The organism is Micrococcus sp. iso_229 (assembly GCF_058072725.1).
Genome location: NZ_CM176514.1, coordinates 2,032,044 through 2,044,029 on the forward strand (window position 1 = coordinate 2,032,044; position 11,986 = coordinate 2,044,029).

The 11,986-nt window shown below is 74.6% G+C and carries 11 protein-coding genes and 1 riboswitch; of the genes, 9 read left to right on the top strand and 2 right to left on the bottom strand.

Features of this window, described 5'->3' with window-relative positions; translation table 11 throughout:
- The first annotated feature begins 7 nt into the window (after nucleotides 1-7).
- Nucleotides 8-1,057 (top strand): agmatine deiminase family protein, encoded by a 1,050-nt coding sequence (locus AC3RKA_RS09410; protein ID WP_002858004.1) that lies wholly within the window; start codon nucleotides 8-10, stop codon nucleotides 1,055-1,057.
- Here AC3RKA_RS09410 and AC3RKA_RS09415 read toward each other — a convergent pair.
- Nucleotides 1,023-2,309 (bottom strand): AI-2E family transporter, encoded by a 1,287-nt coding sequence (locus AC3RKA_RS09415; protein ID WP_216879477.1) that lies wholly within the window; start codon nucleotides 2,307-2,309, stop codon nucleotides 1,023-1,025. The genes AC3RKA_RS09410 and AC3RKA_RS09415 overlap by 35 nt on opposite strands.
- 46 nt (nucleotides 2,310-2,355) lie before the next feature.
- Nucleotides 2,356-2,460: riboswitch (TPP riboswitch) on the top strand.
- A gap of 66 nt (nucleotides 2,461-2,526) precedes the next feature.
- Between AC3RKA_RS09415 and AC3RKA_RS09420 the strand changes: the two genes are divergently transcribed.
- The 7 genes from AC3RKA_RS09420 (at nucleotide 2,527) to AC3RKA_RS09450 (ending at nucleotide 10,179) form a co-directional block, all read left to right on the top strand.
- Nucleotides 2,527-3,594 carry a thiamine ABC transporter substrate-binding protein gene (locus AC3RKA_RS09420; RefSeq protein ID WP_002858002.1) on the top strand — a complete coding sequence of 356 codons (1,068 nt, stop codon included), beginning with the start codon at nucleotides 2,527-2,529 and terminating at the stop codon, nucleotides 3,592-3,594.
- Nucleotides 3,594-5,324: an ABC transporter permease gene (locus AC3RKA_RS09425; RefSeq protein ID WP_002858000.1), complete on the top strand. Its 1,731-nt coding sequence runs from the start codon at nucleotides 3,594-3,596 to the stop codon at nucleotides 5,322-5,324. The genes AC3RKA_RS09420 and AC3RKA_RS09425 overlap by 1 nt, the downstream gene beginning before the upstream one ends.
- Complete coding sequence (locus AC3RKA_RS09430; RefSeq protein ID WP_002857999.1) at nucleotides 5,324-6,025, top strand: ABC transporter ATP-binding protein; 702 nt, start codon at nucleotides 5,324-5,326, stop codon at nucleotides 6,023-6,025. Before AC3RKA_RS09425 ends, AC3RKA_RS09430 begins: the two co-directional genes overlap by 1 nt.
- Nucleotides 6,022-6,528 carry a TetR family transcriptional regulator gene (locus tag AC3RKA_RS09435; RefSeq protein ID WP_002857997.1) on the top strand — a complete coding sequence of 169 codons (507 nt, stop codon included), beginning with the start codon at nucleotides 6,022-6,024 and terminating at the stop codon, nucleotides 6,526-6,528. Before AC3RKA_RS09430 ends, AC3RKA_RS09435 begins: the two co-directional genes overlap by 4 nt.
- Before the next feature lie 212 nt (nucleotides 6,529-6,740).
- On the top strand, nucleotides 6,741-8,093 hold the full coding sequence (locus AC3RKA_RS09440) for an RNase H family protein (RefSeq protein WP_489727156.1): 1,353 nt from the start codon (nucleotides 6,741-6,743) through the stop codon (nucleotides 8,091-8,093).
- Between the two features lie 61 nt (nucleotides 8,094-8,154).
- The gene (locus AC3RKA_RS09445) at nucleotides 8,155-9,597 is read left to right on the top strand and encodes an alanine/glycine:cation symporter family protein (protein ID WP_489727157.1); all 1,443 of its coding nucleotides are present in this window, start codon (nucleotides 8,155-8,157) and stop codon (nucleotides 9,595-9,597) included.
- 189 nt (nucleotides 9,598-9,786) lie between these two features.
- Nucleotides 9,787-10,179: a hypothetical protein gene (locus AC3RKA_RS09450; RefSeq protein WP_002857992.1), complete on the top strand. Its 393-nt coding sequence runs from the start codon at nucleotides 9,787-9,789 to the stop codon at nucleotides 10,177-10,179.
- Nucleotides 10,180-10,317: 138 nt separating this feature from the next.
- Here AC3RKA_RS09450 and AC3RKA_RS09455 read toward each other — a convergent pair whose 3' ends face one another.
- A complete protein-coding gene (locus AC3RKA_RS09455) occupies nucleotides 10,318-10,572 on the bottom strand; it encodes a DUF6480 family protein (RefSeq protein ID WP_073116645.1) in 255 nt (84 codons plus the stop codon).
- A gap of 258 nt (nucleotides 10,573-10,830) precedes the next feature.
- On the opposite strand from AC3RKA_RS09455, the gene AC3RKA_RS09460 reads away from it, so the two are divergent.
- Nucleotides 10,831-11,979 (top strand): acetyl-CoA C-acetyltransferase, encoded by a 1,149-nt coding sequence (locus AC3RKA_RS09460; protein ID WP_098470813.1) that lies wholly within the window; start codon nucleotides 10,831-10,833, stop codon nucleotides 11,977-11,979.
- The last annotated feature ends 7 nt before the right edge of the window (nucleotides 11,980-11,986 follow it).

The following is an 11,986-nucleotide window of genomic DNA, read 5'->3' on the forward strand; positions in this document are numbered from 1 at the left end:
GTCCGCCATGGCCGCCGCCGACCCCGTCCCCACCGACGCGCGGGAGCGCCGGGACGTCGTCGTGCCCGTGCCCGGACCCGAGGATCCGCCCGAGCGGGCCTGGCTCGTCCTGCCCCACCGCCACCCGGTGCCGACGCTGCTAGACGAGACGCGGGACGCCGTCGTGGGCCTGGCCGAGACGCTCGCCGCCGTGCTGCCGGTCACCGTGCTCGCCCACCCGCGCGACGCCGGGGCGGCGCGGCTGGTGCCCCCGGAGGTGGACCTGCTGCGCGCGCCCGTGGGCTCACCGCTGCTGGGCCGCACCGGGCCGAGCTTCATCCGCCGCCCCGAGGGCCTGGCCGCCGTCGCCTGGCGCAGCGCCGCGGGACTGACCGGGACCGGACCGCTCGACGGCGCGGCCGCGACGGCCGTGGCGGAGGCGGCGGGACTGCCGCTGCTCACGCCCCTGCTGTGCGCCCCGCGCGGGGCCTGGGTGACCGACGGCGAGGGGACGGCCGTGGTGGCCGCGGACCCCGTGCTGGACGGGCGGATCAACGGCGCGTGGACCCCCGGCCAGGTGGCCGCCGAGTTCGCCGCCCTGCTGGGGATCACCCGGGTGCTGTGGGTGCCGCCGGCACCGCGGCCGGACACCGGGCCGTGGGGCGGGCCCGGTCACCTGGCCTCGTGGGTGCGCCTGCAGGGCGACGGCGAGGCCGCCGTGCACTGGCGCGGCGACCGGTTCCACCCCGAGCACCCGTACGCCGCGGCGGCGCTGCGCTTCCTGCAGGGCGCCGACGACGCCGCCGGCCGGCCCCTGCGCGTGCGCACGGTGACCGGGGCGGCGCAGCCCGCCGAGTACGACCCGGCCGAGCGGGGCCCCCGCTCCCTCCTGGACACGCTGCCGCTGGGCGCGGCGGTGCTGCGGCCGGCGTTCGAGGACGCCGCGGGCGAGGAGGCCGCGGCCGCCGCGTGCACGGCACTGCACCCGGGGCTGCCCCAGCTGTCGTTCCCCGCCCCGCCGCTGCTGCGGCTGGCCGGCGCGCTCAACGACCTGGTGCTGCTCCAGCCCCGCCCGTGACCTCGTCCGCCGCGGGGCCGTCGTCGTCCCCGCCGTCCTCCGGGGTGGGGTGCTCGTCCTTCCCGTGCGCGTCGGACCGCCAGGCCGCCGGGCGCAGCCGTTCCAGGAGCGAGGACTGACGGCGCTCCATCCCCTTCAGGTCCGAGGCGATGAGCGCGTTGATCCAGCGGGCGTTCGGGTCGGCGTCGATCAGCACGGCCTTGGCCAGCAGCGTGCAGGGCAGCGCGAGGATCGCGCCGAGCGGCCCGAGGACCCAGGCCCAGAAGAGCAGGGAGAGGAAGCTGACGGTGGGGATCACGCCGATCGCGTCGCCGGCCACCTTGGGCTGGATCACGGACTGCAGCACGAAGTTCAGCACCGAGTAGCTGACCACCACCCACAGGAAGTCGGACCAGCCGCCCGCCGCCAGGCCCAGGACGGCCGGCGGCAGCAGGCCGATGATGAAGCCGACGTTCGGGATGTAGTTGGTGAGGAAGCTGAGCACGCCCCACACGAGCGCGAGCGGGACGCCGATCAGCATGAGGGCGATCACGTCCAGCACCGCCACGATCAGGCCGAACACCGTGGTGACCACCCAGTAGCGGCGCACGCCCTGGGCGAACTCGACCAGGGCGTGGCCGAACTCGTGGCGGGCGGTGCTGAGCAGGCGGACGCGGCGTTCGACGTCCATCGAGTCCATCGCCAGGAAGAACATGCCCATGATCACGGTGACGAGCAGGCCGAAGACCGCGTAGACATTCGTGGCGATCTTCGTGATGGCGCTGACGGCCGTCCCGGTCACGGTGCTCATGTCGATCGAGGCCAGCTGCTGGGACACCATGTCCGGGGTCACGCCGCGCTCGTTGAGCCAGTGCGAGACGTCCAGGACGATCTGCTGGAAGCGGTCCGTGTACTTCGGCAGCTCCGCCACCAGCTCGAGGCCGGACCACACCATCATGCCCGCGAACACGGCCATCACCGCGACGACCAGCAGGACGGTGGTGGTGGCCCCGAGCACGGGGTGCAGGCCTCGGCGGATGAGCCAGGCCTGCAGCGGGTAGGCCACGATCACGAGGTTCAGCCCCAGGAAGACGGGGGCCGCGATGGAGGCGATCCCCTGGAAGAACTGCACCACCAGCACCAGACCCGCGAGCGTCAGGACGATCACCAGCATGCGCGGCCACATGCGGTGGGGGCGGCGGATGTCCCAGTCGGAGGCGGGACTCGACGAGGCGGAGGGCGGGGTCACCCCCGCGGGCTGTGCGGCGCTCACGCGGGCAGTCTATGCGCGGGCCGGACGGGGTAGGGTCGGGACCAGTCCACATCGACAGGGGAGCGCCGCGCGGCGCTGAGAGTGCGGTCCGCCGCAGACCCTCGAACCTGCTCCGGTCCGCACCGGCGAAGGAAGTCGAGTCTCCCGGTCGACGTCGTCCCGGGATTTCGGTGGCGGCCTCGTCCCGGCCCCTCTGCCGTCCCAGAGGAGAACCGCCATGTCCCGCACCCCGCACCGCGCCCTCGCCGCCCTCTCGGTGGCCGCCCTCGCCCTCACCGGCTGTTCGGTGTCCGGCTCGTCCGGCGACGGGGCGTCGTCGTCCGCCTCCGGGGCCGGCGGCGGCGAGCCGACGACGGTGACGATCATGACGCACGACTCGTTCAACCTGCCCCAGGAGCTCGTCCAGAAGTTCGAGCAGGAGTCCGGCTACACCCTGAAGACCACGGCCCCCGGCGACGCCGGCAGCGTGGTGAACCAGCTCATGCTGGCCAAGGACGAGCCCACCGTGGACGGCGTCTACGGCGTGGAGGACCACTCGGCGCACCGCCTCGTCCGCGAGGGCGTCGTCGCCGCCTACACCCCGAAGGACCTGCCCGCCTCCGCGCAGGACCGGATGGTCGAGGACCGCATGACCCCGGTGGACCAGGGCCAGGTGTGCTTCAACACGGATCCGGCGTGGTTCACCGCCCACGACGTCGAGGCCCCCACCTCGATCGACCAGCTCGACGACCCCGAGTACGCGAAGCTGACGGTCGCCACCTCCCCCGTGGCCTCCTCCCCCGGCCTGGCGCTGCTCGCGGCCACCACCGAGAAGTACGGCGACGACGGCTGGCAGGACTGGTGGCAGGGCCTGATGGAGAACGGCGGCAAGGTCGCCGACAGCTGGTCCGACGCCTACAACTCGGACTTCTCCGGCGGCGAGGGCAAGGGTCAGTTCCCGGTGGTGCTCTCCTACTCCTCCTCCCCCGCGTTCGCCCCCGAGACCGAGGTGATCGAGGACTCCTGCACCCCGCAGGTCGAGTACGCCGGCGTGCTCGAGGGCGCGAAGAACCCCGAGGGCGCGCAGGCGTTCGTGGACTTCCTGCTCACCGAGGAGGTCCAGTCCGCCCTGCCCGAGTCGATGTACATGTACCCGATCGACGAGTCGGTGCAGCTGCCCGAGGAGTGGGCGCAGAACGCGCCGCTCGTCGAGGACGCCATCACCCCGGACCCCGCCCGCATCGACGAGCGCCGCGAGGACCTGCTGAAGGAGTGGACCGCCCTGTTCGAGGCCTCCCGGCGCTGATGTCCGCGCTCACCGAGGTCTCGGCCCCCGGCACGGACCTGCCGCGCCGGCGGGCCCGCGGCCGGGGGGACGGGCTCGGCCCGTGGTGGCTGGTGGCCGCCGTCCTGCCGGTCGCCTTCCTGCTCGTCTTCTTCGCGTGGCCCGTGGCGGCCATGCTCTGGCGCGGGATCGGCGGCGACGCCGACGCGTTCACCGGCGCCGTGGACCTCGCCGCCTTCGGGGAGACCCTCGCCCGCGAGCGCACGTGGCGCATCCTCGGCCAGACGCTCGGCATGGCCGCCGCCGGCACGGTGGTCTCGGTGGCGCTCGGCCTGCCGACCGCGTTCGTGCTGCACCGGCGTCGCGTCCCGGGGCGGGCCGTGCTCCGCGCCCTCGTGCTCGTGCCGTTCGTGCTGCCCACGGTGGTGGTCGGCGTCGCGTTCCGCGCCCTGCTCGCCCCCGGCGGACCGCTCGGCTTCACCGGGCTGGACCAGACGACCACCGCCGTCGTGCTGGCCATGGTCTTCTTCAACGTGTCCGTGGTGGTGCGCCAGGTGGGCGCGCTGTGGAACGCGCTGGATCCGCGCCAGACCGAGGCCGCCCGCACCCTGGGCGCCTCGCCGTGGCGGGCGTTCCGCACCGTGACGCTGCCCCAGCTCGCCCCCGCGATCGCCGCGAGCGCGGCGCTGGTGTTCCTGTTCTGCGCGTCCGCGTTCGGCATCGTCCAGACGCTCGGCCGGCCCGGCTACGGCACGCTCGAGTCGGAGATCTGGGTGCAGACCTCCGTCTACCTGGACCTGCGGACCGCGGCGGTGTTCTCCGTGCTGCAGTTCGCGGTGGTGCTGGCCGCCGTCGTGGTCTCCGGCGTGACGGCGGCGCGCACCCAGCGGGCGCTGCGGCTGCGGGAGACGCCGCCGGCCCGGCTCACGCGGGCGGACGCGGTCCCGATGGCCGTGATGCTCGCGGTGGTGGCGCTCGTGGTGGCCCCGATCCTGACGCTCGTGGTGCGCTCCTTCCACACCCGCCACGGCTGGGGACTGGGCAACTATCGGCTGCTGTCCACGAGCGCGGGCAGCGGGTTCGTGGGCGGGTCGACGCCGGCCCAGGCGCTCGAACAGTCCCTGCGGGTGGCCGTGGACGCCACGCTCGTGACGCTCGTGGTGGCCGTGCCGCTGGCCCTGCTGCTGACCCGGCCCTTCCGCTCACGCGCGGCACGGGCGGCCCAGCGGGCCCTCGACGGCGCCCTGCTCCTGCCGCTCGGGGTGTCCGCGGTGACCGTGGGCTTCGGCTTCGTCGTGTCCCTGCGGGCCGCGTTCCCGGAGCTGGCGGCCTCGGGCGTGCTCGTGCCGCTGGCCCAGGCGGTGGTGGCGCTGCCGCTCGCGGTGCGGGCGCTCGTGCCCGTGCTCGCGGCGGTGGACCCCCGGCTGCGGGAGGCCGCGCGCACCCTCGGGGCGGGCCCGTGGCGGGTGCTGGCCACGGTGGACGGCCCGTTCCTCGCGCGCGGCGTGGGCGTGGCCGCGGGCTTCGCGTTCGCGGTGTCCCTGGGCGAGTTCGGGGCCACGAGCTTCCTGGCGAGCCCGTCCGCGCCCACCCTGCCGGTGCTGATCGCCCGGCTGCTGGGCCGGCCGGGCGCGGACAACTACGGGATGGCGCTCGCGGCGGCCACGGTGCTGGCCGTGCTGAGTGCCGGGATCATGCTGGTGTGCGAGCGGCTGCGCCCCCGGGGCCCGGCCGGGGCGGGAGGTCTCTGATGACGCCGACGACGACGGGGGCCTCCCTCCGGCTGCGGGACGTGGCGATCCGCTACCCGGACGGCTCCACCCCTGTGCGGGGGACGGACCTGGACGTGGCCGCCGGGGAGATCGTGGCGCTCGTGGGCGCCTCCGGCTCGGGCAAGTCCACGATCCTGCGCGGGATCGCCGGGCTCGAGGACGTCGTGGCGGGCACGGTGGAGCTCGACGGGCGGGACGTGGCCGCGGTGCCGACGCACCGTCGGGGCGTGGGGATGGTGTTCCAGGACGGGCAGCTGTTCCCGCACCGGACCGTGGGCCGGAACGTGGCGTACGGCCTCGAGTCCGCCGGCTGGGACCGGGCCCGGCGGCGGGCACGCGTGGCCGAGCTGCTGGACCTGGTGGGCCTGACCGAGCTCACGGACCGGCCCGTGCAGCGGCTCTCCGGCGGGCAGGCCCAGCGCGTGGCACTGGCCCGGTCGCTGGCCCCCGCCCCGCGGGTGCTCCTGCTGGACGAGCCGCTGTCCGCGCTCGACGCGGACCTGCGCCGGCGCCTGGCCGAGGACATCCGGACGGTGCTGCGGGCGGCGGGGACGACCGGCGTCGTCGTCACCCACGACCTCGCGGAGGCCGCGGTGATGGCCGACCGCACCGTGCGCCTGGGCGCGGGGGGACGCATCGCGGCGGAGGAGGACGGCCCGGCGGTAGCCTCTCAGGCATGACCCCGCCTGCACCCCGCCCCCGGCTGACCGCCCAGGACGTGGTGGACGCCGCCGTCGGGATCCTGCAGGACTTCGGCATGGGCGACCTGTCCATGCGGCGCGTGGCCGGGGTGCTGGGCGTGCAGGCCTCCGCGCTGTACTGGCACGTGCCAGACAAGCAGTCGCTGCTGGCGCGGGTGGCGGACCGGATCGTCGCCGAGGCGGAGGAGACCGTGCGCGCCCGCCGCGTCACGGACCTGGCGGGCCGTGCCGAGGCCGCGGAGGCCGCCCTGCTGCGGCACCGGGACGGGGCGGACGTGGTGCTCTCCGCCCTCGCGCTCGGGCTGGGCGGCCTCGGCCTGCACCGTCTGCTCACCGAGGCGGCGGACACCCCGGAGGACGGGGAGCGGGCCCTGGCGCTGCTGCTGGGCACCGTGTCCCTGCGGCAGCAGCGCGCGCAGGCGCAGGCGCTCGGCGTGCCGACCGGCCCGGACGTGCAGCGGCACCGCACGGACCCGCTCTGACGCCTCGTCCGACGCGGCCGCGCGGGAGGCCGAGGAGAGGAGACCTGCCTCCTCACAGGTGCACTCGGTAAGGTCGCCCAGAGCAGAACAGGTCGGGACGGGTCGTCCCCTTCGTCCACGGCGATCCCGCCCGACCGCCGCAGGACCAGCATGGCCCGCCGGACCCGGCTCACAGTTCCGGCGCGGTCCCCTTCGACACAGCCGGCGAAGCCATGGGAGCACGGATCAACCACCCGCGGACGGTCGTGGACCGGACGCTGCATCACGACGTCGAGGCCGCACACCCCGCGGCGCTCGTCGACGTGGGCTGGGACTTCCGTGGCCCGGGCGCCAAGGCGGAGGAGCAGCACCGCCCGCTGCGCGTGGTCCGTGCCCGCCGGCCTCGGGGCACCCCGCGGGACCGGAACGGCGTCGACCTCACGCGCACCGGCCCCGTCGTCCCCCGCCCCTCCCCGCCGCGCACCCGGATCCGCCGGGACGGCGTCCGCGTGGTGGCCAGCCCGCTGGCCATGCTGCCCGGCGTGGACCACGGCCCCGCCCTCCGCCTGGACCTGCATCCGACGACGGGGGGCATCGTCTACGTGGCCCGCGAGCTCGAGCTGCGCGAGCTCGGCGACGACGTCCGCGGCCACGTCTACACCGGGATGGTCGGCACGGCGCATCTGAGCGCCTTCTGGTCCACCGTCACCGTCGACCTGCCACCGGAGCGCCCGGTGATCGTGCGGCTGCGCTCGGACCGGGACGCCGAGCTGCTCTCCCTGCTCGAGGTCCTCGCCCCCGTGGACACGCGCGTGGTCTCCTACCGGCTCGACGAGTCCCCCGTGGGCACGCAGCGCTCCAGCTACCTGCTGCCGGACGTGGACCCGGAGACGGTCGCCCAGACGGGCGCGGCCCGGATCCCGCTCGAGGCCGTCGAGGCCGCCCAGGAGGAGGAGGACGCGCTGCGCCGCTCCTCCGGCGTCTTCCTCTCCCGCCGCCGCACGGACCGCTTCCTGCGCCGCAACCTGCCCGGGGTGACCCACAGCCTCACGTTCGCGGACGAGGCGGACGTGACGGACGTGTACGTGGACGGCTCCGTGCTGCGCGGCTCCCGCATCGGCGGGGCGGCCGCCGTCGCCGGACCGAGCATGTGGGCCGTGCAGGCCGTGGCCGGGGCCACGATGCCGCTCGAGGTGGAACTCGAGGCTCTCGTGCTGGGGCACGTGATCTGCGCGTGGGCGGGCACCCCCGGCGGCCGGGTCACCATCCACTCGGACTCGCGCGCCGCGCTGGCCATGCTCAACGCCGCCCGCCGCGAGCGGCTCACCCTCGGCGGCGCCCGGGGCGAGCGCATCCGCCGCACCCTGCGGCGCCTGCTGGCCGCCCTCGACCTGGCGCAGGCCGCGGACGTCCAGGTGGACACCACGTGGGTCAAGGGCCACGTGGGGGTGCACGGCAACGAACTGGCCGACGACCTCGCCCGGGCCGCCGCCCGCCACGCCAGCGTCGGCACCCCCGAGGGGGACCTGCCCGAACGGATGGGGCAGCTGATCCAGCTCCGCGTCGAGGACGACGCCGCCGGCTGACCCCGGCCCCCGATTCCCCGTCCTCCGCCCCGGCCTCTATGGTGGGGCTGTGGAAGCGACAGTGGAACAGATCACAGCGGCCGTCACGGCCCTCAACGACAAGTACTGGTACGTCGTGATGGCGCTGCTCTTCGTGGCCGGGGTGTGGTTCACCATCCGGACCGTGGGCGTGCAGGTGCGCATGCTCCCGGAGATGCTGCGGTCGGTGACGGCCAAGTCCCAGACCGGGTTCGAGAACGACGGCGTGAGCCCGTTCCGCGCCTTCACCATCTCGGCGGCCTCGCGCGTGGGCACCGGCAACGTGGCCGGCGTGGCGATCGCGATCGTGATCGGCGGCCCGGGCGCCGTGTTCTGGATGTGGCTGCTGGCGATCATCGGCGGTGCCACCGCGTTCGTCGAGTCCACGCTGGCCCAGCTGTACAAGCAGAAGGGCGCGGACGGCTACTTCGGCGGGCCCGCGTACTACATCCGCGACGGTCTGGGCGCGAAGTGGCTGGCGGCCGTGTTCGCCGTCGCCATCACCGTGACCTACGGCTTCGTGTTCAACGCCGTGCAGTCCAACTCGATCTCCGAGTCCGTGCAGGCCAACTGGGGCGCGTCCTCCACCACCGCGTGGATCGTGGGCCTGGGCCTGGCCGCCCTCACCGGCCTCGTGATCTTCGGCGGCGTGCGCCGGCTCTCGGCCGTGACCAACGTGCTGGTCCCCGTGATGGCCACGTTCTACATCTTCCTGGCCCTGATCGTGATGGTCGTCAACATCACCGAGGTCCCGGGCATGATCGCGCTGATCGTGGGCCACGCGTTCGGCCTGCGCGAGGTCGCGGGCGCCGCCGTCGGCATGACGATGGTGATGCAGGGCGTGCGCCGCGGCATGTTCTCCAACGAGGCCGGCATGGGCTCCGCCCCGAACGCCGCCGCCACCGCGGCCGTCTCCCACCCGGCCAAGCAGGGCTTCGTGCAGTCCCTGGGCGTCTACTTCGACACCCTGATCGTGTGCTCGGCCACCGCGTTCGTCATCCTGCTCTCCAACCCGGCCTACGGACGCGGGGAGGCGATCGGCATGCAGGTGACCCAGGGTGCGCTCCAGCAGGCCGTGGGCGCGTGGGCCGGCCCGGCGCTGACCGTCATCATCTTCTTCCTGGCCTGGTCCTCCGTGCTGGGCAACACCTACTACGGCGAGGCCAACATCCGGTACCTGGCCGGCCGCCACGCGGGTCGGGCCATCAGCGTGTTCCGCGTGCTCGTGCTGGTGTGCGTGGTCGGCGGCGCGCTCGGCTCCGTGGCGCTGGTGTGGAACCTCGCGGACACGTTCGCGGCCCTCATGGCGACCATCAACCTCGTGGCGATCATCCCGCTGGGCGGGCTGGCCGTGAAGCTGCTCCGGGACTACGAGCGCAAGCTCAAGGCGGGCATGGATCCGGGCTTCCACATCTCCGACCTGCCCGAGGCGCGGAACGTGGCCCTCTGGAGGGACGAGCCGAAGACCTCCCCGCTCCAGGACTGACGCCCCCGCCCGCGCGTTTCGAGGCGGGATATCGACCTCATCCGGCTGCCGCGGGCGGCCGTGGGGTGGATATCCCGCCTCGATGCATGAGGAGGCCCGGTCTGGACACCGCGCGGGGGTCGGCGCCTAGGTTGAGGCGCACCCGACCGGCCACGCCCGAGCGGCCGGCACGACGTCCGAGGAGGACACATGGGCATCCTCTCCAGCCTCACCCGCACTCTCGGCGGCGGCCGCCGCTCCAGCCGACCCACCATCGGTGCACACGTCGGCCGGTCCCCCGGCTTCGGCCGGCAGGCCCGCTCTCAGCGACGCCGCTCCAGCGGCCTGGGCGGTGCCCTCCTGGGCACGCTCGGCGGTCTGGCGCTGCGTGAGCTCTCGCGCCGCGGCGCCGGGGGCACGACGCGCGGACGCGGCTCCGGTGCGTACCGCGGCGGCTTCGGGCCCTCGGCCCGGTCCACGGGCGGCCTCGGTACCGGCCTGCTGGGCGGGCTGCTCGGCGGGGCCCTCGCCTCCCGCGGCCGGTCCGGTGCCGCCGGCCGACGCGCGGCGGGTGGCCGCCGGACCGTGGGCGGCGGCTTCTGACCGCTGCGACGGTGCGGAGTCGCCGCTGAACAGCATCACCGCGGAGCGGACACGACCACGGGGCGGGCACCGACGGATCGGTGCCCGCCCCGTGGTCGTGATGGGCCGGTGGCGTGCCCGAGGCGTCTGCGCCGCGGCTCAGCCGAGACCGGCGACGCGGCCCAGGATGAACAGCAGGACACCGATGACCACGAGGGCGATGATCAGCCCGAGCACGATCTTGCCGGCCGAGCGCTCGCCGGTCTGCTCCACGTCCATGCCCGGGTTGTTCGGGCCGACGCCTGCACCCTCGGCTGGGGGCGTGTCGCCGTCGAACGCGACGCCGGAGGTCTCGTCCGTCGCCTCGCGTGCGCGCCGGGCGTCCTGGGGGTCGGGGGTGTGCGGGGTGGCCATGGCCGGTTCCTCTCGTCTCGGCGGCACGGGTGCGTGCCGCTGGCCCTCACGCTAGGCCCGGGGCAGGGGGTCCTGACCAGGGCGAGGCGACGCCCGCCCCAGCGCTTTCGTGGCCGAAACGGCGCGCCCCGAGCCGCTTTCGTTGACGAAACGGCGCTCCTCCACGCCGCCGCGACGGATCCCGTCACACTCTTGATCGTTGGACGTCCAAGCAATAGCGTGATCGGCGTCACGTCCCCGCCGTCCGGAGGAGCCCCCATGCCCGAGGCCTACATCATCGACGCCGTCCGCACCCCCGTGGGTCGCCGAGGGAAGGGGCTCGCCGGCGTGCATCCCCTCGATCTGGCGGCCGCGCCGTTGCGCGAGCTCGTCGGCCGCCAGAACATCGACTCAGCCGAATACGACGAGGTCATCCTCGGCTGCATCGACCAGCTCGGCCCGCAGGCCATGGACGTGGCACGCAACGCCTGGCTCGCGGCCGGGCTCTCCGAGGACGTCCCCGGCACCACGGTCGAACGCCAGTGCGGCTCCGGCCAGCAGGCGGTCCACTACGCCGCGCAGGCCGTCATGAGCGAGACGGCGGACCTCGTCGTCGCCGGCGGCGTGCAGTCCATGAGCGCGATCCCGCTCACCCGGTCCAACACGGCCGCCCGCGAGCTCGGCTTCCCCGACCCGTTCACCGGCTCCGAGTCCTGGGCCGCCCGCTACGGGGACGAGGAGATCTCCCAGTTCCGCGGGGCCGAGATGATGGCCCGGCACTGGAACCTGGACCGTGACGCCCTGGAGGAGTTCGCGGTGCGCTCCCACGAGCGCGCGCTCGCCGCCCAGGCCGACGGTCGCTTCGACCGCGAGATCCTGCCCCTCGCCGGCCTCACCGCGGACGAGGGCCCCCGCACCCCGGACGCCGCGAAGATCGCCTCGCTCGACCCGATCGTCCCCGGCGGGCTGCACACCGCGGCCACCGCGTCCCAGATGTCCGACGGCGCGGCCGCCCTCCTGCTCGCCTCCGAGGAGGCCGTGCGCCGCCACGGCCTCACCCCGCGAGCCCGCATCCACCACCTCTCCGCCCGTGGCGCCGACCCCGTCATGATGCTCTCCGCCCCGATCCCGGCGACGGCGTACGCGCTCGACCGCATGGGCCTGACCATCGACGACATGGACCTCGTGGAGATCAACGAGGCGTTCGCCGCCGTCGTGCTGGCCTGGCTGACCGAGACCGGCGCGGACCCGGCGAAGGTCAACGTCAACGGCGGGGCGATCGCCCTGGGCCACCCCATCGGCGCCACCGGCGCCCGGCTGATGACCTCCCTGCTGCACGAGCTCGAGCGCAGCGGCGGCCGCTACGGCCTGCAGACCATGTGCGAGGGCGGCGGCCAGGCCAACGTCACCGTGATCGAACGTCTCTGACCCATCC